A 22665-nucleotide genomic window follows, 5' to 3' on the forward strand; every position below is an offset into this window, starting at 1 on the left:
TTTAAAAACCTTTGATTTCATCCTTAAATTCCAATATCCAGTCCTTGGTCCCAAACGACTCTTCCTGCTCCAGTAAATTTACTTTTGGGTCAATATAAGGTTGGCTCAACCTGCCATTCAGGGCCACATAACTTTCTACATAGACCGCTATATTTTTATGGCCTTGGGCTGTAAAATGTTTTCCGAGGAACTGGGCGTACTGAAGGATAAAGTCGGGTTGGGTGCTCATCTGTTTTTCCTGAAATGTTGACAGAAAATCGGTATTGTCAACAAGGAAAGCCGTTCCCTTTTTTTTATCCACAATCTTAAATTGTGCATATCCGGCTTTTTCCATTAGCATTACCCGCCAAGAAAAGCGGTATCCCTCCTCGGTCCAAAAAAGCTCATTTTTATAGAGCAGATAACGCCAAGGAAAAAGTAACTGAAAGGCAATAAACAAACCCACGATAAGCATTGGGGCGACGGTTTTGTTGCGATAGGTTTTATGGCGTATCCCAGCATCTGTCTTTTCCTTTTTAATCCTAAAAATAGTCGAAATCGTTTTCAATATTTTATGGTGGACTCCCGCATCGAAAAAAACGAGTGCGCTCACGATCATCACATAGGGGAACATCCCTATGGGAAAGAGGATTCGGGTCATCAAATGAAAAATCACCACCAGACCGAAAGCTGCCCAACGGGTGGGTCTATAAAACAACAAAAACGGTATCGCCAGATCATAGGCAGCACCACCCCAGCTAAAGGCATAGTGAAGCCATTGTTGCTGCATTAAATTCCCTAGGAGTGGCAGGTCATATTGGGCCGGCAACCATATCTTAAGCGGCATTGCCGCAACGAGCCAGTCGCTGTTGAGCTTTGCCAGACCGGCGTAGAGATAGACTAGTGCGATCAATAATTTTATGGCATCAACGGTCCATTTGGGGATCTGTTTATAGGCCTTATCCCTATCCCTTTGGGCATCCATTGAATAATAGGCATTTGCCGGGAGGAAGATCATTAAAAAACTAAGGCAGCTAATAAAATAATAATGGTTAAGATAGGTGGTCTTATCCATCAATTCGATATAGGTAAAGCTTAAAAAAAAAATTATGATCGCTATCCTGTATCGATACCCCAACGCAATACAGATTGCCGCCATAGCACAAATAAAGAATAATAAATAGGTATAAACGCCCAAAGGCTGCACCCATTCAAATCCATAGTATGAAAAAAATAATTTAGGCTGAATATACAATTTGTCAATCCAGCCATTGCTCCAAAAACGGACAATACTAATAAACATCATAAGACCGAAAAAAATACGAAAGACCGCCAACGGGGCGGCCTCGGTAGTTTTATTTCGATATGTATTTAAACGCGAAACCATTGACTAATCGCCATCGGCATCTACATAATCCACATTTATGCCCAATGCCTGCAACATATCCACTTTTAAGAGGATAACGTTGCGTTGTAGCTCATCATAGGTACTTAGCATTTTGGTATTGTCAGTTTCAATCTGTAGAGCAAAATTATTGTTCAGTTCATTTGCCTGGGTTTCTGCAGCATTGAATTGAGCGTTGATAAGACTGCTAAGGTCTTCCCCATTTTTAATGCTATTCAAAAAATTGAGGTAAGTATTAAAACTTTCTCCAGTCGCATTGTTGTTAAAATATTTTCCATTGAAAAAATCCTGGCTTGCCTTAACTGCTGTTAGCAGCAATTGTTTGGAAAAATCTTTTTTATAGCGCGCCTCTACATTTTCGGGTAGTGGTTGTTCAGAGAAAACACCTGCGGGTATCCCTACTTTGCCCGCCCGCAACGATTTTTCAAAATAGAATATATAGTCGTTCGTTAGTTTGTCAACAGATCCAGTAGCCGAAGAACTGGTATTTGCAACAAAAACATCCCTAAAGTTGGCATTCCAATCGTCGAGTACTGTTGTGGTCAATTGCAGGATAGTTTCCGTAAGGGTGCCGAGATAATTTTTATATCCCTGGGCATTGCCGTTGACGGTATAGAAGCTTACAATTTCGGTATCTGTTGCGCCAAGGCCGTTGATCAGATAATCTATAGCAGGGAAACCCTGTACATCTATTTTAGATGGCAAAGCCAGGTCATAACTGCCAGTTTCTATAAAATTTTCTATTCTTTGGGTGTCAGAGGGGTAAATATTCAGTCGGTTCCTATACCTTACTTCTTCGGCTTTGCCAATTTCAAACATAGAGACCTTTTGAAAGGCAATATAGGATGCGGCCCACGAAGCTCGCAAATCCTGAAGGTTTGCCTCTGTAGGCTCATTTGCAAAGACCGTTGCAGCAGTGTTCAGGTTTTCGGCCTCTGTTTTAAAAGAAGTATATGCAGGGACAATGATATTATCTGCCCAATTTACAAGCATTGCGCCACGATCAAAATTATTGTTAGCCGGTGGCAAGTTTTCGTTCCCATTATCTTTTGAACACGCTACAATCAGCAGTCCGATACTAATAAAACTCCAAAGTTTCCAGTGTTTCATAACTATTTTTTTTAAAATCAACCGATTTGTCCATCGGCGGTAAATCGGTTGATGTGGCTAATTCAATTTTTATTTAATTTGCGCTGGCTGCCTGTGCGACCGTGAAGTCGAACTTAGCGGCAATAGCTTCGGCAATACTGTCCAGTGTTGAAGGTTCAAGGTCCCAAAAACCATTGGGTCCATCCGCCAAGAGAGCAGATGTAAAACCATCGACCTCGCTTCGGCTGAAGAAAGAACTACCTGTGTCTTGATTTCTAGTGAAGCGTAAACTGGAAACAAACCCATAGCCTTCGGAAAGGTTTTGGAAAGCGGCCCCATACTCGGCATTTGCAAGTCTGTTTTTACCTTGTTGCAGATAATATATGGAACGGATGGCAATGACTTCCGATATTTTTTGACGTATAATGGCAGCCTGGGCATCCCGCACGGCATAATCTTTTGCCACTATCGCGGCACGGCCCAATTTGAATGCATTAAAAATATCGGCGGCAATGGTAGAAAAATCCGGGTCTGCGTTTACCGAGCCTAAATAATTGTTCAAAAAACTATCATCGCTCCCAATGGTTGCATTCGGGTTGGCCGCATTAACGGATGTTCCGTAGAGGTATCCATAGGCCTCGTCCCAATTATGTTCCATCGTGGTAAATGTCTCTCCATCTTCTGTAATTCCATTGTCGTTGTCCGCTACTTTATTAGCATCGTCAAGAACAGAAACACTTAAATAGTTGTTGAGCATCTGATCTGCCATTAAGGCGCCTATAAGACTTTTTGCAAACATTTGGTTGTACACAAGCCCTTTGCCGTTAACGTAACGCGTTTTGGTGCCATCGGCAAGTTGACCGGCACTGCCAGCGACTGCTAGGACATCCTTGTTAGGGAATACCTCATTGATCTGACCGGTAATATAGCTATCGAATAGGTTTCTAATAGCTGCCGCTTCTGTGGTATTCGCACTAAAATAATCTTGGGACGCTGCTGTTTTGCTGCGTACGCTTTTATCCGATGTATTTAAAGCGGGGTCTGAAAAATCTAGGTCCCCTTCCTGATGTGCATACATTGCCTGCAAGGATATCACAGTCGTGTTTTCGAAATCTGTAAAGGAATTCAGGATTTCTTCAGCCATTAAAATTCGGGTGGTCTGGCCACTAAAATCCACTGTGGATTGTCCATCTCTTTCGAAGGTGTAGTTTGAAGGCACCTCAATGTTTGAGGTTTCAGTAATCGGCTCATCATCAGAAGAACACGAGGCAAAAATAAGGCTTCCTATAATTGCGGTAAAAAACATTTTTTTCATCATTAAATTTATTTAGACTTAATATAAGTAAGTGATTATTTCAGCGACAAAAATAGAAATGAAAATTTAAAAAACAAACTTATTTAGAACAATTCTTAATAATAAATTTAAAACAGGTTTGTATTCGGCATTTTTCTAGAAATTCGATAATCTTTCATATAGATTTAGGAGAATATGTTGCATATGAAATCAAAATTATTTGTTAAATAAAGAAAATTTACTTGAAATTTTGTATTTTTGTAAGCTTAATGAAGAAAATCTTTTTTAAAATATCAACATTCTCTATGGCACTGTTAGTGTTGTTGTCAACCGTATCATTTACGGTAGATAGTCATTATTGTGGAGATATTTTTGTGGACTCTTCATTATTTGGTCACGCTCAAACTTGCGGTATGGATGTTCAACAGCAATCGCAGTCATCAGAGTGTGATATTTCTAAAAAAGATTGCTGTAGTGATGAACAAGTGATTGTTGAAGGGCAAGATACTTTAAAAACATCGTTCGACAAATTAGATAAAGACCAACAACTATTTGTTGCTGCTTTTATCCATACCTATATACACTTATTTTTCGAATCTCAAGAAGATTTAAATTCATACAGAGATTATACGCCTCCTCCCTTGGTCAGGGATATTCAAGTTTTAGACCAGACTTTCCTTATTTGATTTTTAAGTAATTAGAACTGTAGTCCTGCATTAATTTGTTTTGGACATTTCTGCTTGTTTGTCACTTTTAAACAAGATTTATAATTACTTAATAATCATTTCTATGCTGAATAAAAGCATCAAATTTCTAATAGAAAATAAATTAGTAGCTGTTTTACTATTAGCTTTGTTCGTCGGTTGGGGCGTTGTAAACGCACCTTTTAATTGGGAGACCGGTATTTTGCCTACTGACCCTGTAGCTGTGGATGCCATTCCCGATATTGGTGAAAACCAACAAATTGTTTTTACCAAATGGCAAGGGCGCTCGCCACAGGATATTGAAGACCAAATTACGTATCCACTTACAACTTCGCTTCTAGGTATTCCAGGCGTGAAAACTATTCGTAGTTCCTCTATGTTTGGGTTTTCCAGTATCTATATCATTTTTGAAGAAGATGTGGAGTTTTACTGGTCACGTAGTCGCATTCTCGAAAAACTCAATTCGCTTCCTTCCAACTTGCTGCCAGATGGCGTTAACCCAGCTTTGGGCCCTGATGCCACAGGTTTAGGACAAATATTCTGGTACACCCTAGAAGGTCGTGACAAGGATGGTAATGTAACCGGTGGTTGGGATTTACAGGAACTGCGTAGTATACAGGATTATTATGTGAAATACGGATTGTCATCAGCAAGTGGTGTTTCCGAAGTAGCGTCTATCGGCGGTTATGTTCAGGAATATCAAGTAGATGTGGACCCGGAGAAAATGCGCCAATACAATATTGGATTAAGTGCCATTGTCAAAGCCGTTAAGCAGAGCAACCAAGATATTGGTGCACAAACATTGGAAATCAATCAGGCCGAATATCTGGTTCGTGGTTTGGGCTATGTAAAATCCGTTGCAGATATTGAAAATGCCGTGGTCACTTCAGAGAATTTTACGTCTATCCGAATAAAAGACATCGCAACTGTTCATTTGGGACCGCAAACTCGTCGTGGTATTTTAGATAAAGAAGGTGCCGAAGTTGTTGGTGGTGTTGTGGTAGCGCGATATGGCGCCAACCCTATGGAAGTTATCAATAATGTAAAAGAGCAAATCGCTGAACTGTCATCTGGGCTTCCAACAAAAGTTCTGGCAGATGGCCGCACCTCACAAGTGACCATTGTCCCCTTTTACGACCGTACCCAGCTTATTCAAGAGACCCTACACACGCTTAATGAAGCACTCACGCTTGAAATCTTAATAACCATTCTGGTCATTATCGTAATGGTGTTCAACCTACGCGCATCCATCTTAATTTCAGGTTTGTTACCCGTTGCAGTATTAATGGTTTTCATTGCAATGAAACTTTTTGATGTAGATGCAAATATTGTAGCATTGTCAGGGATTGCCATTGCTATAGGTACAATGGTGGATGTGGGCGTTATACTGGCCGAAAATATGATTCGGCATTTGGAAGATGAAAAATTACGCTTTCGCGAAAGCGGAATCGAGTACACCACAAATGAAATCATCTACAATGCAACTGCTGAAGTTTCTGGTGCAATTTTAACGGCAGTATTAACAACCATTATCAGTTTTATTCCTGTATTCACTATGATAGGTGCTGAAGGAAAGTTGTTTCGTCCACTCGCATTTACAAAGACAATGGCGCTCACGGCGTCTTTGGTTATCGCCCTTTTCTTGATACCACCATTTGCCGCATTCCTTTTCAAAAAGAGTACTATTAGGGAGCACGCTAAATATATTATTAATGCTGTTCTCATCGTCCTTGGTATCACAGCCATCTTCTATGGTTATTGGTTGGGTATTATATTAATTGCCTATGGAATCGTTGCAATTTTGAGTGTACGCGATATTATCACGGCAAAAAGAGCCAATCTAATACATATCGTTATTTCTTGTATTGCTATTGTTTTCCTTCTAGCCGAATACTGGCGACCACTAGGTTTTGACCGCGGTATTATAATGAACTTGATTTTTGTTGCGATTATCTGTTTCGGATTACTGGGGGCGTTTTCAATTTTCCAAAAATATTACGACACTATATTACGTTGGGCACTTCAAAACCGATTACTGTTTTTAATAATTCCGACCACAGTGTTGATTTTAGGGACCATAATAATGCGCAACACGGGTAAAGAATTTATGCCATCGCTCAACGAAGGTTCATTTCTTTTGATGCCTACCTCTTTGCCACACGCAGGTGTTGAAGAAAACAAGCGTGTGTTACAGCAGCTTGATATGGCCGTAGCCAGTATTCCTGAAATTGAGACGGTAGTAGGTAAATCGGGTAGAACAGAATCTGCTCTTGACCCTGCGCCACTCTCGATGTATGAAAATGTGATTCAGTATAAGTCTGAATATATGCGAAACAAGAATGGTGAGAGACAACGCTACCGCGTAAACGATGATGGTTTATTTGTTCTGAAAAATGATAAATTCATTATTAATCCAAATAATGAAATCGATGATGACGCTAATTATGAGGCGTCGCAACTAAAAACAAATGCAACCCATAGCGATTTAATTGAAGACGGCAGCGGTGAATATTACCGAAACTGGCGGCCAGAAATCGACAGCCCAGACGATATCTGGAATGAGATTGTGAAAGTGACCAAATTTCCAGGGGTGACTTCTGCACCAAAACTACAACCTATCGAGACAAGGCTCGTAATGCTTCAAACAGGTATGCGTGCGCCTATGGGTATAAAAGTTAAAGGGCCAGACTTGAAAACAATAGAAGCTTTTGGCCTACAGCTCGAAGACATTTTAAAACAAGCCGAAGGTGTAAAGGAGCAAGCTGTCTTTGCAGACCGTATTGTAGGTAAACCTTATTTGTTAATTGATATAAAAAGAGAGCAATTGGCGCGGTACGGAATTTCCATAATGGATGTTCAGGAAGTACTTCAGGTAGCTGTGGGCGGTATGCCGCTTACTCAAACGGTAGAAGGTCGTGAGCGGTATGGAGTAAGAGTGCGCTATCCGCGTGAGTTGCGAGCAAACCCAGAAGATTTAAAAGATATTTATGTTCCGGTTGAGAAAGGAAGTCCGGTTCCACTGAGCGAATTGGTAGACATACGTTATGAACAAGGTCCACAGGTCATAAAAAGTGAGGACACCTTCTTGATAGGGTATGTACTGTTTGATAAACTCGATGGTTTTGCCGAAGTTGATGTGGTCGAAAATGCCCAAGCGCTCATTCAACAAAAAATAGACAATGGTGATTTGATTGTGCCACAAGGTATTAATTACCGTTTTACGGGTACGTATGAAAATCAGCTGCGCGCAGAAAAAACACTTTCCGTAGTTGTGCCTTTGGCATTGCTTATTATTTTCTTGATTCTGTATTTCCAGTTCCGTTCTGTTTCCACCTCGTTAATGGTATTTACAGGAATCGCAGTTGCCTTTGCAGGTGGCTTTATAATGATTTGGCTTTACGGTCAGGACTGGTTCTTCAATTTCAGCTTTTTTGGTGAGAATATGCGGGATTTGTTCAATATGAAAACCATCAATCTAAGTGTTGCTGTCTGGGTTGGCTTTATTGCGCTTTTTGGTATCGCAACAGATGATGGTGTAGTTATGGCTACCTACCTCACACAAACTTTTGACAGAGAGAATCCCAATGATAAAAAAGGAATCCGACTTGCCACATTAGAAGCTGCTGGAAAGCGAATTCGTCCGTGTTTGATGACTACTGTTACCACCGTGCTTGCACTCTTACCTGTACTTACTTCTACGGGAAAAGGAAGCGATATTATGATACCTATGGCAATCCCCATTTTCGGTGGGATGATTATAGATATTACATCCTACTTTTTAGTACCAGTATTATATAGCTGGAAAAAAGAGTACCAACTTAAACGAGCAAACAAATGAAAAATATAAAAATTATTACCTGTCTTTTGTTTGTTTCCGCTTTCGCGAAAGCGCAACAACTACAATCATACATTGAAGAGGCACAATCTAACAACCCCGAGATTCAAGCCTTTGAACTGCGCTATAACATCGCCGAAGAAAAAGTGAACGAAGCAAACTGGCTGCCTAATACTGAAGTGAGTGCTGGGTACTTTGTCAGTGAGCCCGAGACCCGTGTTGGGGCGCAGAGAGCACGTATTGGCTTTAAGCAAATGTTGCCTTGGTTCGGGACCATAACGGCAAGGGAAAATTATGCAGCCTCAATGGCTGAAGCTGAATATGTGGAAATCATAATTGCCAAAAGAAAACTGGCACTTTCTGTAGCTCAATCCTATTATCGTTTGTATGAAATACAAGCAAAGCAAAGGGTGCTCGATAAGAACATTAAATTATTAGAAACCTATGAGCGTCTTGCCCTTACATCGGTTGAAGTAGGCAAGGCATCTTCTGTTGACGTTTTGAGATTACAGATTCGTCAAAATGAATTGCAACAGCAAAAAGAGGTGCTCGAAGAGGAATTTGGGTCAGAACAAATCACCTTCAATAAGCTACTCAATCGTGATGGAACTATGATGGTTGATGTGGTCACATTAATGGAAATTCCAAGTGAAAACGCCGTATCTGGTAGAGATGCACTATCACTTAATCCTGAACTGCTTAAATATGATAAACTCTACGAATCTATAGCACAATCTGAATTGCTCAACCAGCGTGAGGCATTACCTATGTTTGGTTTTGGCGTTGATTATCTACCAGTGAGCGAGCGAGCGGATATGAATCCAATAGACAATGGAAAGGATATACTAATGCCTATGGTTTCAGTTTCCATTCCCATTTTTAATAATCGGTATAAATCTATTTCAAGGCAAAATGACTTGCGCCAACAAGAAATCGAGACTCAAAAAGCACAACGATTGAATGTTTTGGAATCCGCTTTCGCAAAAGCAATATCGCAACGCAACCAAGCACGAATAGCATATAATACACAAGAGAACAATCTGAAACAAGCAGAAGATGCTGAAGAAATTCTCATTAAAAACTATGAAACGGGCACCATTGATTTTAATGATGTGCTGGATATCCAAGAGTTACAGCTCAAATTTCAGTTAAATCAAGTGGAATCGATACAGAAGTATTACACACAATCTGCAATTGTTAATTACCTAATCAACTAACCGGATGGAAAAGAAATTATTTATAAAAAATATGGTGTGTAATCGCTGTATTAAAACAATCCAGAGTGATCTTGAAACTTTAGGGATTCACTTAAAGCATATTGAATTGGGTTCTATTATTTACGAAGAGAAATCTATAGATGATTTTGAAAATATAAAAAATGTTTTAGAAAACAATGGTTTCGAAATTTTACTGGCGCAAGACCAGCAATTAGTAGAGCAAGTTAAAATTGAACTTATTAAATTATTACAAAAATTACCACTTCAATTAAATAAAACGCTGTCCAAGCATTTGGAAAGTAAATTAAACCTTGAGTACTCAAAAATCAGTAAAATATTTTCTGTTACGGAGCATATTACCATAGAAAAATACTTTATAAAACTCAAGATAGAAAAAGTGAAAGAGCTGATTCAATTACAAGAGGGTAATTTTACGGAGATAAGTCAGCTGCTTGATTACAGTAATGTAAATCATTTAAGTAGGCTGTTTAAAAGTGAAACTGGTATGAGTCTGACTAATTATAAGAATAATCAAAAAAGTATTAGAAACCCTTTAGATCAAATAAGGTAGATAACAACCATAATTATGACACAAACTTCTCGTAATCAATATTAATTTTAAAAAAAAGTAATCTTATGAAAAAAATAAACTATGCATTTATTCTTTTGTTACTGTGTACCTATACAGCATCTGCACAGTCCGTGGAAGGTAATGTCGATAATCTACCCGTTCACGAATACACATTAACTCTAAAGGAAGAAATGGTTAACAAAGCAGGTAAAGAAGTTAAAGGGATGACGGTAAACGGAGGTATTCCAGGGCCAACGCTCGAATTTACCGAAGGGGAGTACGCAGTAATCTATGTAAAAAATGAAATGAGCGTGGAGACATCCATCCATTGGCACGGCTTGTTGTTGCCCAATTTTTATGATGGGGTACCCTACCTTTCTACACCGCCCATAGAACCCGGTAAAACACTAAAATATGAATTTGCAATAAAGCAAAACGGCACCTATTGGTACCATTCTCATACAATGTTACAGGAACAGAGCGGTGTTTACGGCTCAATTGTAATACAGCCCAAAGAAAAAACCTTGGAGTATGATAAAGAGCAGGTTTTGGTACTATCTGACTGGACCAACGAAAAACCGCGGGATGTACTTCGGTTTTTAAAGCGAGGTACAGAATGGTACAATATAAGAAAAGGAACAGCTACGCCGCTTAACCAAGTAATTGCAAGGGGCGCATTTGGGGCGCAATTAAATTTTTGGAGACAGCGTATGGAAAGTGCAGATGTGGCAGATGTGTATTACCCAGCGTTCTTAATTAATGGAGAAGAAAAAGTGGAGTACCCCGAGTTTAAACCTGGCGAAAAAGTGCGCCTTCGCATTATAGACGGCTCTGCTTCTACTTCGTTCTGGATGGCCTTTGGCGGCCCTGACCCTTTGCTTGTCTCGGCAGACGGTAAAGATGTAGTACCGGTTAAGCATAACAAGACATTTATAGGGGTCGCTGAAACCTATGATTTTATCGTAACCATACCGGAGAACGGCAAACTGGAATATAAAATTATGGCCCAAGACGGCTCTGGTACCGCAACGGCATACCTAGGCCAAGGACCTATTGTTGCTGCACCCGATGTATCCAAACCTGATAAAATAGGGATGATGCAACAAATGGCCAAAATGAAAATGAAAATGGGTGCACCCGCTTTAAAGTTCCGACCAGGCAAAGATGAGCGTTACGAGATGAAAGAAAAATGGGGAATGCAAATGGACGATAATATGCAGATGGAAGGAATGAAAGATATGGATATGGGCACAATGAATATGGACAAGTCCAATATGAAGGATATGGAGAAGCATAAAATGGACGAAATGCAAATGGATATGAAAAAGGACTCAATGCAGATGGACCATTCCAAAATGGCCGGGATGGACACAAAAAAGGATTCCGAAATGAAAGAGGCCTCTCAATTGAAGGATATGAACAAGACGAACCCGACTGCCGGACGGGAAGTAATGGACGAAGCAGATGGCATGCAGGGAATGGATATGTTTTCGCAATACAACTATGACTACTTGAAGTCGGCAGAAAAGACCAGCTATGATCCCGATGTGCCCGTAACCGAAATCCTATTAAACCTTACCGGGAATATGCAACGCTATATCTGGAGTATGAATGGTGTTCCTCTATCTGAAGCAGATAAAATAAAGATCAAGGGAGACGAAGTAACTAGGATTACCTTCAATAACCTGACTATGATGCACCACCCAATGCACCTACACGGTCATTTTTTTAGGGTCATTAACGAAAATGGGGAATACTCACCCTTAAAACACACAGTCAATGTTCCACCAATGAAACAAGTTACCATTGAATTTTATGGTGATGAATATGGCGATTGGTTTTTCCATTGTCATATTCTATACCATATGATGGGAGGTATGGCGCGTATTGTAAGTTATGATACCCCTAGGGATCCAAGGTTGAAGGAATATCCCGTATCTAAACTTATTGACGAGACCGACCAGTTCTATTCCTACGGAATGATAGATGCCGCATCACATATGACCACTTTGAACCTTATATCTTCAAATATCCGAAACCAATTCAGTTTGAGGGGCGAATATGGTTGGAACAGGAATATGGAGGTTGAAGCTGCCTACGATAGATACCTCTATGATTATCTAACCGTTTTTGGCGGTGTAAATGTCGAGAACGAAATGGAGGATAGCCTTGAAGAAATAACAACAACAGCTATAGCAGGGATACGATACCTTACGCCCTACTTATTTACGTTGGATGTGAGGATGGATAGTAAGCTACGCCCGCAGATTAGCTTAAGCCGTGCTATTACCATTTTCCCTAGAACTATTGTTTTTGGGATGTACGAGTACCAAGCAGATTTTGGGTGGGTAGATGACCTGCCTCAAGGAGATAATTTCAAAAAAGAGATTACTTGGAGTACGGGTGTTGAATATCTTTTATCCAAAAATTTCTCATTGATGGGAAGTTATGATAACCGTTTTGGTGCAGGTGGAGGATTATCACTAAGATTTTAATGACTAAAAAATAAAACGATGGACTACAATTGGGATTTCTTAACCATTTTCGGTGTTATTATTCTAGGTGTTTTCATCTATGCAGGAGGAAAGAAAATAAAGCGGACTAAAAGTTCAAAGGCTATGGATGTCCTTGATGAAAGGTACGCTAAAGGAGAGATAACCAAAGAGGAGTATGAAGAAATTAAGCAGGCTATAGGCTCAAAGAAATAAAAAAAAGAAGCAATCCAAAAATCTGTTAGACATAGCACTATGTAAAAAAAAATTAAGCTGTGTAAACAGGTATAACAATAAATTAAAATCAAATATTAACTATTAAAATCGAAATTAAAATGAAAAAATTAAAAATGACCGTCGGTATTTTAGTAATGACCTTAACCCTTACGGCTATATCCTGTAAGGACGGAAAAAAAGATGAACCAGCTGCACCTATGAGCAATGAGATGTACCAAGAGTCTATGGATGACAAAGATGATATGGCAATGAGTGACAACCAAGACGCAAAAGCAGAAGCAATCCTGAAAGATTATTTCAACTTGAAAGATGCACTTGTAGGCGATGACAATGATAAGGCAAAAGAATTGGGAGCAACGCTTGCAAGTACTTTTGGAAATTTTGATGCATCCAGCTATTCAGATAGTGAGCAACAGGAACTCAAGGATATTATGGAAGATGCCACAGAACACGCAGAACATATTTCAGAAAGTGATATAGCACACCAGCGAGAACATTTTAAAATCATAAGTAAGGATGTAACAGATATGGTTGCTATAACCGGTACAGAAAACACCTTGTATCAACTATTCTGCCCAATGTATGATGGAGGTAGTAATTGGTTAAGTATGAGCAAGGACGTTAAGAATCCTTATTATGGAAGTAAAATGTTGACCTGTGGTGAAATGCAAAAGGAAATCAATTAAATGAAAATTTTAAAAATCATAGCAATAATAGCACTGGTAGGGTTTGTGGGGATTCAATTTATTCCCACGGAACGCAATCAAAGTTATACGGTTCCCGAAACTGATTTTATGTTGGTACATAATGTTCCTGAAACTATTCAGAAAAAATTACAGGTATCCTGCTATGATTGTCACAGTAACAATACGCAATATCCTTGGTATAATAAGATTCAACCCGCTGCTTGGTTTTTGGAAGACCACATTAAAGAAGGCAAGGCCGAACTTAATTTTAACGAATGGGATTCGCTTTCAAGCCGAAGAAAATCAAGTAAACTTCGATCAATTATCAAACAGATAGAAAGCGGAGAAATGCCTTTGGATTCTTACACTTTGATACATAAAGATGCTAAGTTTTCTGAAGCGGAGGCAGAAGAATTAATCAATTTTATCACACAATTAAAAGATAGTTTATAAACAATAATTTAAAAATAATAAAAATGAAAAATTTAAAAATGAGTATAGCAGTAATGCTATTGTTAGCAGTTTCTTTTACCAACGCCCAGGAAAAAGAAAAAATGAACCACGATCACGGTGATATGAAAATGGACCACAGTTCGATGAAAATGGATAAGATGAATCCAAATGCAGAAGCAGTTCTTGCTGATTATTTTATGCTGAAAGATGCATTGGTTGGCGATGATACAAAAAAAGCGGCACAGGCGGGAACTAAATTAATGGCCTCACTAAAGGCTTTTGACACAAAAAGTTATTCCAAAGAAGAACAGAAAGAGTTGGCCGATATTATTGAAGATGCCACCGAGCACGCAGAACATATTTCTGAAAGTGCGATAGACCACCAACGCGAGCACTTTAAAACGTTAAGTAAGGATATTACTGATATGGTAGCTATTACGGGTACAAAAAGCACGTTATATGAACAATTTTGCCCAATGTACGATAAAGGAAGTGCTTGGTTAAGTACAAGTAATGAAGTAAAAAACCCCTACTATGGCAGCAAAATGCTTAAATGTGGGAAAGTTCAAAAGACAATTCAGTAAAGTTGTAATCCTTTTGACCAAAATCAAGAGAATTAAGCAACCAACAATAATCAAAGATGAGGACTAAAATAATCAAACTCTTTTTGCGACTTGCAATATCAATCGGATTTTTATCGGCAGTAGCTGATAGATTTGGATTGTGGAACAAAGATGTTTCTGTGTGGGGGAATTGGGATAATTTTCTTAACTACACACAACAGATAAATCCTTGGATTCCGGACTCATTAATTTCAACAATCGGAATTATTGCAACCGCAGCTGAAATTATTTTTGCATTCTTCTTGATAATTGGATTTAAAACAGAATTGTTCGCAAAATGGAGTGGATTTTTACTGCTACTATTTGCGCTTTCAATGACATTTTCCACTGGAATAAAAGGAGCATTAGACTTTTCAGTCTTTACAGCTTCTGCTGGAGCTTTTGCGTTAAGCCTAATGAAAGAAAAGTATATGGAATTGGACAGCCTAATTGCAAAAGGAAATAATTGAGTGTAAATAAACAAAGTAAGAAACCGATAATATGGTAGTAGGAAGTTTAAATATGGCAAAATACAAAAGACTATTCAATAGGTAATCCCTTCCCTAAGCATCTTTTGTTGCTCTGGTTTATTAGTTAACAGAAGTAAATAAGATGTCTGGGATATCTTGGGTAGTCATTAAGTCCTGTCGTGGGAAGGAAAACAATGTTGATGGTTAGTGTTAATTCCTTCCCAGGTCAGGCAAAAATTTAAGTCCTAATAAGAGAGAGGGCACATACTTTTGGTTGGTTAGTGAAGCCCTTTCTCTTAATTAGGCACAAATAAAATAGTATGAAATGAGCCATACAAAAAAGTTGATAACAAGCGAAATGTTGATTGGCCAATTACATCTGATAATTAAAAATAAATAAATATCAACAGATGAAAGATTGTTGTAAAACCGGTAGCGAAACCAAACAAAAGAGAAGTGGCTTCAAAAAATGGTTCAATTATACCATTTATGCCATTATAGCCATTATTGTGATAGGTGTATTGATCTTGCAATTAACAGGTGATTAATTTAAAACTATATAAAATGAAATCTAAAAAAATAATTTTCACCGTATTGATGTTAGCCTTGTTTGGAGGTTTTTCGACGGTATTTGCTGATAGTAATTTTATTGTTTCTGAAACTAAAACCGACATCAAGGATGAGAAATCACTTTCTATTTTTGAAACAAGCAGTCCAATTTCTGTCTCACAAGACCATACTGAAGCCGGTTTGGACGATTTCCCTAATCTGCATCCATTAGTTGTACACTTCCCGATTGTACTGCTTTTATTGGCAGTTTTGTTACAGCTCATCCAGCTGTTCGTTTTAAATCGCACACTGGATTGGGTCATTTTACTAACAGTAGGATTCGGATTTATCGGAGCTTACGTAGCAGGTACACTGGTGCACCCACATACCGAAGGACTTACAGAAACCGCAAAAAAGGTCTTGGAACTGCACGACAAATATGCAGATTGGACTTTATGGGCAAGTGCTTTGGCAGCCCTATTAAAAATAGTAAGCCTCTTCTGGTACAAATTAAAGCGAGGTTTTGAAATTGGGGTATTTGTAGTTATGGCTTTTGCAGGATATTCAGTAGCACAGGCAGGACACTATGGTTCACAGCTCGTGCATATTGAAGGAGTTGGCCCACAGGGGAAATATCTTGGTAACGAAAACGAAGAAGGTCACGGAGAAAGTGATGAACATTCACATTAATACTGAAAAATGAGAAAAGGATTTATTATAACCGCTATATTTTTAGTTGCTGCATATATCGTTATGGTATTTTGGCATCCCCATTTGTGGTGGATTGGATTGATTATCCTTCCTTTACTCGTTCTCGGTCTTGTGGACTATTTTCAAGAATCAAATAATATTAGGAGAACCTACCCTTTGCTTGGTAGAATCACAAATCTTCTTGAGGAGCAACGCCACGTTATTCAGGAAACATTATTGCTCAACCGTACCGAAGGGCAACCCTTTACTTTAATTCAAAAGGAAATTGTCTATAAAAGAGCTGCCGATGCGCTTATAAATCAACCTTTTGGAACACAGATTCCGTATGACAAAGTGGGGCGCGAGTGGTTTACCCATTCCACATATCCTGCAAAACAAATCAATGACGACTTTAGAGTTCTTATAGGAAGTTCCCACTGCTTAAAACCTTACTCTGCCAGCATTCTCAACCTTGCGGGAATGAGTTTTGGTTCCATAAGCAAAAATGCTACCCTTGCTTTTAACGGTGGTGCGAAAATAGCAGGTTTTGCTCAAAACACCGGCGAAGGTGGCTTTACACCCTATCATCAAGAATACGGTGCAGATATTATCTTTCAGTTTGGAACAGGCTATTTTGGATGTCGTGATGCAGAAGGAAATTTTGACGCCAAAAAATTCGCCGATATCGCAACCAACGATGTAGTGAAAATGATTGAAATAAAAATATCGCAAGGTGCCAAACCTGGCTTTGGGGCAATTTTGCCGGCAAAGAAGAACACAAAGGAAATTGCCAAATTCAGGGATGTGGAGCAGGGAACGGAAATTCATTCCCCAGCCTTTCATTCGGCATTCGACAATGACGTTGAAATGCTACGCTTCATTAGAAAATTGAGAAAACTCTCTAAAGGAAAACCTGTGGGAATAAAGCTGTGCATTGGTCAACAAGATGAGTTTGAAAGAATGGTTCAAACCTTTGCCGAAAAGCAAAATTGCCCAGACTTTATAGCCATTGACGGTGCCGAAGGTGGCTCTGGTGCTGCCCATATGGAATCCTTACATTGGGCCGGTATGCCAATAATTGAAGCCATCCATTTCGCAAACGGCATTCTTAAAAAGTATGGGTTGCGAGATGAAATTAAAGTAATGGCAGCTGGTAAAATTATATCCGCTTTTGATATCTATAGAATGATGGCGCTCGGCGCAGATGCCTGTTATAGCGCAAGAGGGATGATGTTTGCCTTGGGCTGTGTGCAATCGCTAAAATGCAATTTGGATACCTGCCCTACGGGAATTACCACAATGGTGCCTTCCCGAGTTGCATCCATTGTTGTAAAAGATAAAAAAACCAAAGTTGCCAACTATCATAAAAATACCATCGAAGGTTTTAAGGAACTGCTAAAATCAATGGGTATTGAAAATAGAAAGGGTATCGACAAAAAGTATATTGTCCGCCGAATCAATGAGAATGAGACCAAGACATATCAAGAGTTATACTCAAATGGATTGAATGGTCGAAAAATAAAAAGTAATGGGTAAAAACTTAATTTATTTGTTAATAATACTGTTGTTTTCAAGCAATGTATCTATAAAGGCCCAAAATTATATAGTAAAGGAAGGAACCGCATCCTTTAAGGCAAAAATGCCACTTAATTCCTATATCGGCAAATCTGATGATTTACAGGGCACCATAGGTTTTAAGGACGGCACGTTGACCTTTTCGGTTCCTGTAAAATCCATAAAGACAGATAATGAAAAACGGGATGGACATATGTATGATCTGGTAAAAGCGGAAAAAAAACCCAATGTTGTTTTTGAAGGAAAATTTATGGACGATTTTAATTTTGAAGAAAAAGCGACACAAACGCTCAACGCAAAGGGAGATTTCACCCTTGCCGGAGTTACTCGGGAAATAACCATTCCTATTGAGTTGAAACTTGTTTCAGAAGATACAATTCAATTAACAGCTTCTTGGTCTTTATTGATTACCGATTATAATTTGGAACGCCCAAGTTTGGTATTTATAAAAGTTAATGACAAGCACGACTTGAGTGTGGATGCAATACTTACGAAGAAATAAAATAGATTGTTGAATTAAATAAATGGATTATGAGAACATTAATAAAATTGGCAGTCTGCCTTTTAATAAGCATTACCGCAGTAAGTTGTTCGGTCACTTCTTCGGCCATCGTTACCGATTATGACCAAGAAGCACAGTTTGGAACCTACAAAACCTTTTACTGGTCCGATGATTTTCAAATGGACAGCGACAAGGAAAACGAACCGTTATTTTTCAACACATTGATAAAGAAACGGTTAAAAGGCGCCATTCAGGAACAAATGGAAAATAAAGGCTACGTCTTGAATAAGAGCAATCCTGATTTATTGGTAGATTCCCGTATCGTTGTACAGACAAGAGATATAAACACAGGTGGTGGCTACCCTTATTTTCCTTCTTATGGTCACGGTTATGGTCATTTCGGGTCTTACGGTTATGGATATTATGGCGGTTACCAATCATCTCAAGAACACAAAGAAGGTGGCGTTGTCATAGAACTTATAGATATGAAACGCCGTCAATTAGTCTGGCAAGGATTTGCGCCAGATGTGCTGCACGCAAATACCACCGACAAGCAAAAGGAAATTAAGGAGGCGGTGGCAAAAATATTTGCAAAATATCAATATGGGAATACTGTAAAAAACTGAGCTTAAAATGATATAAAAAGATATCAAGAAAAAAAGCCCTAATTAGGGAAGGGTCAATGTTGATGGTTGGTTTTAGTCCCCCCTTGTTAGGCACTAGAAATTTTGTGAAAGAAAATCTTATTGTAAATACTGGATTTTCAGGATGTATATTTTTATGGAGTGGCCACTAGAGTTTCATCTATCCTTTCAAGGCATCAATACTTATTTATTGGTGTTGCAATGATATAACTAATATTAATGTATTAAAAAAATCAATAGTGAAAGAAACTATAAATGATATATCAAACGGCAATGGGTTTTATGGACAGCTCTTTAAAAAAGTATTGCTTACCGCAACGGCGGTTATCGCTATATCACTGAGTTATATATTTTGGGCACAAGCAGATGATAATGGCCTATGGCGACCTATTTTAATTGTGGCTTTGGCTCTAATCAAGACCATTTTTATCGTTCGGCTTACGTTCATACAATTGGCTAAAATAATAGGCGAAAGCCATCAGCTTGCGCACGTCCTAACTTTATTTGCGGTGTTGATTGTTTTGATTGTTTTTTCATTCACGACTGATTATCACGCGTTATATATTTTGAATTCTGAAAATTTCAAAGAGAGTACTTCGCTCAATGGTTCATTCTTCTTGCAATTTTTTGAATTTATCTATTTCAGCTTGATAACTTTTTCCTCGGTTGGATATGGCGATATTGTACCAATTTCAATTGCGGGAAAAACGCTGGTAATGATGGAAATTTTCTTGAGCTTTTTGGTACTTGTCTTTGGCATTGCAAATATTAATAGAATACACGTTGATAATAAATAACCTTTAAAAACTAAAATTATGAAAACAATTAAAACAATTGCACTCGTAACAATTCTCATTGCTACTTTCAGCTTATCCAACGCACAGGAAACAAAAGCAAAGACGGATACGGAAGCGGTTATTGCTGTGATGAAAACCTACAAGGATGCCATTCAAAATTTGACAACTGAAGGCACGTTCAATTTATTTGCAGAAGATTCTGAAGTATTTGAATCCGGTGGAGTCGAAGGCACGTATGCACATTACATTGAGCATCATCTTGGACCAGAATTAGGCGAATTTAAAAGTTTTACCTTTTCTGATTATGAAATCGATGCCAAAGTAGATGCGCCCTATGCTTTTACTACTGAAACCTACATTTATACCATAGTGCTTAACCCAAATGAAAAAGGTGAAACACGAACGATTCGCAAAAAAGGCGTGGCAACGTCTATCCTAAAAAAGATGGGTGGCGAATGGAAAATCATCAAAACACATACCTCTTCAAGAAACACGAAATAACAGCAACAATGAGCAATTTTCCTCAAATAATCCATCAATATAAAACCGACTCGGAAAGTGTTTACAATACTTGGTTTGTTGACAATGACCAGAGATTGAAGGCGTTTAGAACCATCCGTAGAGGCGTTTTGCAGGTGATTGAGGACATTAAAAACAAAACCTTCCCAAACGATTTTAAGGAAAGCAGTCTGGAATTTGTGTTGGGCAGCATTGCAGAGCAAAAGCAAGTTTTTGCGGGTGTGGCGCATCCTTTTTATTGGAAGCCGAAACTGCGCATTCCTGATATCTATGAAAATCAGGACAATAAAATAGCTTTTGGTCAATTTTTGGAAAACTGTATTAATGCCAAAACGGAAGAACAGGTCGTAAGGGAAATCGTAAAGTTGGATGCACTCAAAGTAAAAGGCCTCGGCCCAGCGGTAGCAAGTATTTTATATTTTTTGCATCCCACTTGGTTTCCACCATTTAATACGGCCATACTAAATGGGTTTAATTTTCTGTTCAAGGATAAAAAGAAATTGGGAAGTTGGACGGAGTATCTGAAAATCAGGGAAATCTTGATAGAAACCAATACTAAAAACAAAACGGAACTGTCAAACGATTTAGGCGCAATTGCAGGATTGTGTTTCGAGATTGGCACCCAAAAAATGCTCATAGGTAACGACGAATATTTAAGTGAGGCCGAACGGGTCAAATTTGAAAAAAACATCGTAAAACGGCAAAGGGAAATTCAGGAAGAAAAGCAGGAAGAGAAACTTCACGACGAAATGCAATACCATTTATTGAAAATCGGCATTTCACTTGGTTTTGACGTTACACCTGCCAGCAACGATAAAAGTAAATCTTTTGGCGGTCAAAGTTTTTCGTTCATTTCAATGAAAACATTTCCAGCGCTTCCTTGCGATAAGGAAACCCAAACCACCATTAAACTCATTGATGTGCTTTGGTTTGAAAAGGGAACCAATAATATAGTAGCCGCTTTTGAGGTTGAAAAAAGCACCAGTATCTATTCAGGAATTTTAAGACTGTCCGATTTATATTTCAGCATTTCCGATGGCGATGAGGTTTTTTATATCATCATTCCAAACCATCGTGAAAAAGACGTCATACATCAATTGAATCGACCTGTAATCAAAAATTCCAAGATGCATATAAAGTATATTTTGTTTTCTGAATTGAGGATGCATTGCGATGCGATTTGCAAATTTGGTACAGACCTTACAATTATGGAAAAAATAGCAAAATCAGTTTGATTTGAAATTGGCAATTGCGGATTATGGTTATACTTACTTTATATAGAAAACAATTAGCAACAATAAACATTATGAAAACTAAACTATTGATGTTCGCAGTTCTTTTAATAACATATTTCGAGGTTTCGGCTCAAAAAATATATAGAACCGATGATGGCCATATTGAGATGATGACTTTGGTGGACGGTAAGACTATCAAGGCAGAAAGCCATAGTCTGGCACTATATCTTGATTACAATTCTAAAGTAGTAAATGGTGTTCTAGACCTTAAAACTTTAGTAACAGACCTTCCTGAATTAAATGCCATTATACAAGAAGGGGAAGCACCTGCAATTCTTCGGTTTACAGGTACTATTCCATCCGTTGATTTTTTATCAAAACGGCACGACCCTATCAATTTTAATTGGCTGGTTGATGTTTTATATCAAGGGGAAACCTATAAATCACAGTTTAAAGCAACCATTACCCATATAGAACAGGGCATAAATATGTCTTGTCTGATAAGTGCAACGGGACAGGTTTTGGTTTCAGATACGGGGTTAGATTCTTTAATGCAAGGTTTGGATAAAACAATAAATGTGCAATTTGCACAATTGGTGCTGAAATTGGAATAACTATGTGTTTTCTATATTCAAAAAGAATGATAAGAGTATTTATGATATTTAAAACAGGCCAAGAGAACATAAAATAAGTCCTGATGTGGGAAGGGAATGGAAAATTTTTCATTGTTGATTAGTTAAAACTCCTTCCCAAGTCGGGCACTATTATAATATGAAAAGCTACGATACACTTTCTGAAACTATGGCTCATTTACAGGCTAAAGGCTACACTGTTGATTTCAATTTGAAAGAGAAACATCTGGAATGTAATGCTCTAAAGTTGAAATTCCATCCAGAAGATTTTGAGGTGGACGAGATGCATCGTTTTGAAGGAATGAGTAGCACAGATGACAATAGTGTACTATATGCCATTTCTTCCAAAAATGGAATAAAAGGCTTATTGGTGGATGCTTATGGGGTTTACTCTGAAAATATTTCTGAGGCAATCCGAAAAAAATTAAGGTAATTTGAAACATATATATAACATATAAAAAGTGACCCGCAACCAATATTGTAATCAG

The 22665-nt window shown here is 38.4% G+C and carries 23 protein-coding genes; 20 read left to right on the forward strand and 3 right to left on the reverse strand.

All coding sequences use genetic code 11. The annotated features are described in order from the left end of the window. Window position 1: 1 nt before the first annotated feature. The 3 genes from DSM00_RS11875 to DSM00_RS11885 form a co-directional block, all read right to left on the reverse strand. On the reverse strand, window positions 2-1366 hold the full coding sequence (locus DSM00_RS11875) for an HTTM domain-containing protein (RefSeq protein ID WP_128758211.1): 1365 nt from the start codon (window positions 1364-1366) through the stop codon (window positions 2-4). 3 nt (window positions 1367-1369) lie between these two features. Next, complete coding sequence (locus DSM00_RS11880; protein WP_128758212.1) at window positions 1370-2494, reverse strand: imelysin family protein; 1125 nt, start codon at window positions 2492-2494, stop codon at window positions 1370-1372. Between the two features lie 73 nt (window positions 2495-2567). Continuing rightward, window positions 2568-3788, reverse strand: a complete 1221-nt coding sequence (locus DSM00_RS11885) for a DUF4856 domain-containing protein (RefSeq protein ID WP_164916335.1) — start codon at window positions 3786-3788, stop codon at window positions 2568-2570. A 248-nt stretch (window positions 3789-4036) separates the two neighbouring features. Here DSM00_RS11885 and DSM00_RS11890 point away from each other — a divergent pair, with 248 nt between their 5' ends. The 20 genes from DSM00_RS11890 (at window position 4037) to DSM00_RS11980 (ending at window position 22610) form a co-directional block, all read left to right on the forward strand. Next, complete coding sequence (locus DSM00_RS11890) at window positions 4037-4453, forward strand: HYC_CC_PP family protein (RefSeq protein ID WP_013073638.1); 417 nt, start codon at window positions 4037-4039, stop codon at window positions 4451-4453. A gap of 103 nt (window positions 4454-4556) precedes the next feature. Then, window positions 4557-8309: an efflux RND transporter permease subunit gene (locus DSM00_RS11895; RefSeq protein WP_128758214.1), complete on the forward strand. Its 3753-nt coding sequence runs from the start codon at window positions 4557-4559 to the stop codon at window positions 8307-8309. Continuing rightward, window positions 8306-9523: a TolC family protein gene (locus DSM00_RS11900; RefSeq protein WP_013073636.1), complete on the forward strand. Its 1218-nt coding sequence runs from the start codon at window positions 8306-8308 to the stop codon at window positions 9521-9523. The genes DSM00_RS11895 and DSM00_RS11900 overlap by 4 nt, the downstream gene beginning before the upstream one ends. 4 nt (window positions 9524-9527) lie before the next feature. Continuing rightward, window positions 9528-10094 carry a helix-turn-helix domain-containing protein gene (locus tag DSM00_RS11905; RefSeq protein ID WP_128758215.1) on the forward strand — a complete coding sequence of 189 codons (567 nt, stop codon included), beginning with the start codon at window positions 9528-9530 and terminating at the stop codon, window positions 10092-10094. A gap of 65 nt (window positions 10095-10159) precedes the next feature. Beyond that, window positions 10160-12589: a multicopper oxidase domain-containing protein gene (locus DSM00_RS11910; protein ID WP_128758216.1), complete on the forward strand. Its 2430-nt coding sequence runs from the start codon at window positions 10160-10162 to the stop codon at window positions 12587-12589. Window positions 12590-12607: 18 nt separating this feature from the next. Beyond that, window positions 12608-12802: an SHOCT domain-containing protein gene (locus tag DSM00_RS11915; RefSeq protein WP_013073634.1), complete on the forward strand. Its 195-nt coding sequence runs from the start codon at window positions 12608-12610 to the stop codon at window positions 12800-12802. A gap of 119 nt (window positions 12803-12921) precedes the next feature. Beyond that, complete coding sequence (locus tag DSM00_RS11920) at window positions 12922-13509, forward strand: DUF3347 domain-containing protein (RefSeq protein WP_013073633.1); 588 nt, start codon at window positions 12922-12924, stop codon at window positions 13507-13509. Then, a complete protein-coding gene (locus DSM00_RS11925; RefSeq protein WP_013073632.1) occupies window positions 13510-13962 on the forward strand; it encodes a heme-binding domain-containing protein in 453 nt (150 codons plus the stop codon). Window positions 13963-13985: 23 nt separating this feature from the next. Then, window positions 13986-14546, forward strand: a complete 561-nt coding sequence (locus DSM00_RS11930; RefSeq protein ID WP_128758217.1) for a DUF3347 domain-containing protein — start codon at window positions 13986-13988, stop codon at window positions 14544-14546. A gap of 56 nt (window positions 14547-14602) precedes the next feature. After that, on the forward strand, window positions 14603-15034 hold the full coding sequence (locus DSM00_RS11935) for a hypothetical protein (protein ID WP_008610780.1): 432 nt from the start codon (window positions 14603-14605) through the stop codon (window positions 15032-15034). Between the two features lie 410 nt (window positions 15035-15444). Next, window positions 15445-15582, forward strand: coding sequence for a hypothetical protein (locus tag DSM00_RS15570; RefSeq protein WP_008610782.1), 138 nt, complete (start codon window positions 15445-15447; stop codon window positions 15580-15582). Window positions 15583-15598: 16 nt separating this feature from the next. After that, window positions 15599-16273: a DUF2231 domain-containing protein gene (locus DSM00_RS11940; protein ID WP_013073630.1), complete on the forward strand. Its 675-nt coding sequence runs from the start codon at window positions 15599-15601 to the stop codon at window positions 16271-16273. Window positions 16274-16282: 9 nt separating this feature from the next. Further along, entirely contained in the window at window positions 16283-17809 is a 1527-nt protein-coding gene (locus tag DSM00_RS11945) for an FMN-binding glutamate synthase family protein (protein ID WP_028376592.1), read from the forward strand. Further along, window positions 17802-18350 (forward strand): YceI family protein, encoded by a 549-nt coding sequence (locus DSM00_RS11950; protein WP_013073628.1) that lies wholly within the window; start codon window positions 17802-17804, stop codon window positions 18348-18350. Before DSM00_RS11945 ends, DSM00_RS11950 begins: the two co-directional genes overlap by 8 nt. Before the next feature lie 29 nt (window positions 18351-18379). Further along, window positions 18380-18976 (forward strand): DUF4136 domain-containing protein, encoded by a 597-nt coding sequence (locus DSM00_RS11955; protein ID WP_013073627.1) that lies wholly within the window; start codon window positions 18380-18382, stop codon window positions 18974-18976. 257 nt (window positions 18977-19233) lie between these two features. Continuing rightward, window positions 19234-19791, forward strand: coding sequence for a potassium channel family protein (locus DSM00_RS11960; protein ID WP_013073626.1), 558 nt, complete (start codon window positions 19234-19236; stop codon window positions 19789-19791). Window positions 19792-19809: 18 nt separating this feature from the next. Then, on the forward strand, window positions 19810-20292 hold the full coding sequence (locus tag DSM00_RS11965) for a YybH family protein (protein ID WP_013073625.1): 483 nt from the start codon (window positions 19810-19812) through the stop codon (window positions 20290-20292). An 8-nt stretch (window positions 20293-20300) separates the two neighbouring features. Further along, window positions 20301-21545: a hypothetical protein gene (locus DSM00_RS11970; protein ID WP_013073624.1), complete on the forward strand. Its 1245-nt coding sequence runs from the start codon at window positions 20301-20303 to the stop codon at window positions 21543-21545. Window positions 21546-21616: 71 nt separating this feature from the next. Further along, complete coding sequence (locus DSM00_RS11975) at window positions 21617-22159, forward strand: hypothetical protein (RefSeq protein WP_013073623.1); 543 nt, start codon at window positions 21617-21619, stop codon at window positions 22157-22159. A 157-nt stretch (window positions 22160-22316) separates the two neighbouring features. Continuing rightward, window positions 22317-22610, forward strand: coding sequence for a hypothetical protein (locus DSM00_RS11980; protein WP_013073622.1), 294 nt, complete (start codon window positions 22317-22319; stop codon window positions 22608-22610). Window positions 22611-22665 lie beyond the last annotated feature (55 nt).

Source organism: Leeuwenhoekiella aequorea (genome assembly GCF_004104375.1).
Taxonomy (GTDB): Bacteria; Bacteroidota; Bacteroidia; order Flavobacteriales; family Flavobacteriaceae; genus Leeuwenhoekiella; species Leeuwenhoekiella aequorea.

What these genes read in the sequence shown, in the direction of transcription:
- DSM00_RS11920 (WP_013073633.1), top strand. Translation starts at nt 12,922, where the DNA reads ATGAAAAAATTAAAAATGACCGTCGGTATTTTAGTAATGACCTTAACC.
- DSM00_RS11945 (WP_028376592.1), top strand. Translation starts at nt 16,283, where the DNA reads ATGAGAAAAGGATTTATTATAACCGCTATATTTTTAGTTGCTGCATAT.
- DSM00_RS11970 (WP_013073624.1), top strand. Translation starts at nt 20,301, where the DNA reads ATGAGCAATTTTCCTCAAATAATCCATCAATATAAAACCGACTCGGAA.
- DSM00_RS11885 (WP_164916335.1), bottom strand. Translation starts at nt 3,788, where the DNA reads ATGAAAAAAATGTTTTTTACCGCAATTATAGGAAGCCTTATTTTTGCC.
- DSM00_RS11980 (WP_013073622.1), top strand. Translation starts at nt 22,317, where the DNA reads ATGAAAAGCTACGATACACTTTCTGAAACTATGGCTCATTTACAGGCT.
- DSM00_RS11910 (WP_128758216.1), top strand. Translation starts at nt 10,160, where the DNA reads ATGAAAAAAATAAACTATGCATTTATTCTTTTGTTACTGTGTACCTAT.
- DSM00_RS15570 (WP_008610782.1), top strand. Translation starts at nt 15,445, where the DNA reads ATGAAAGATTGTTGTAAAACCGGTAGCGAAACCAAACAAAAGAGAAGT.
- DSM00_RS11950 (WP_013073628.1), top strand. Translation starts at nt 17,802, where the DNA reads ATGGGTAAAAACTTAATTTATTTGTTAATAATACTGTTGTTTTCAAGC.
- DSM00_RS11955 (WP_013073627.1), top strand. Translation starts at nt 18,380, where the DNA reads ATGAGAACATTAATAAAATTGGCAGTCTGCCTTTTAATAAGCATTACC.
- DSM00_RS11895 (WP_128758214.1), top strand. Translation starts at nt 4,557, where the DNA reads ATGCTGAATAAAAGCATCAAATTTCTAATAGAAAATAAATTAGTAGCT.
- DSM00_RS11900 (WP_013073636.1), top strand. Translation starts at nt 8,306, where the DNA reads ATGAAAAATATAAAAATTATTACCTGTCTTTTGTTTGTTTCCGCTTTC.
- DSM00_RS11890 (WP_013073638.1), top strand. Translation starts at nt 4,037, where the DNA reads ATGAAGAAAATCTTTTTTAAAATATCAACATTCTCTATGGCACTGTTA.
- DSM00_RS11975 (WP_013073623.1), top strand. Translation starts at nt 21,617, where the DNA reads ATGAAAACTAAACTATTGATGTTCGCAGTTCTTTTAATAACATATTTC.
- DSM00_RS11880 (WP_128758212.1), bottom strand. Translation starts at nt 2,494, where the DNA reads ATGAAACACTGGAAACTTTGGAGTTTTATTAGTATCGGACTGCTGATT.
- DSM00_RS11930 (WP_128758217.1), top strand. Translation starts at nt 13,986, where the DNA reads ATGAAAAATTTAAAAATGAGTATAGCAGTAATGCTATTGTTAGCAGTT.
- DSM00_RS11875 (WP_128758211.1), bottom strand. Translation starts at nt 1,366, where the DNA reads ATGGTTTCGCGTTTAAATACATATCGAAATAAAACTACCGAGGCCGCC.
- DSM00_RS11905 (WP_128758215.1), top strand. Translation starts at nt 9,528, where the DNA reads ATGGAAAAGAAATTATTTATAAAAAATATGGTGTGTAATCGCTGTATT.
- DSM00_RS11915 (WP_013073634.1), top strand. Translation starts at nt 12,608, where the DNA reads ATGGACTACAATTGGGATTTCTTAACCATTTTCGGTGTTATTATTCTA.
- DSM00_RS11965 (WP_013073625.1), top strand. Translation starts at nt 19,810, where the DNA reads ATGAAAACAATTAAAACAATTGCACTCGTAACAATTCTCATTGCTACT.
- DSM00_RS11935 (WP_008610780.1), top strand. Translation starts at nt 14,603, where the DNA reads ATGAGGACTAAAATAATCAAACTCTTTTTGCGACTTGCAATATCAATC.
- DSM00_RS11940 (WP_013073630.1), top strand. Translation starts at nt 15,599, where the DNA reads ATGAAATCTAAAAAAATAATTTTCACCGTATTGATGTTAGCCTTGTTT.
- DSM00_RS11925 (WP_013073632.1), top strand. Translation starts at nt 13,510, where the DNA reads ATGAAAATTTTAAAAATCATAGCAATAATAGCACTGGTAGGGTTTGTG.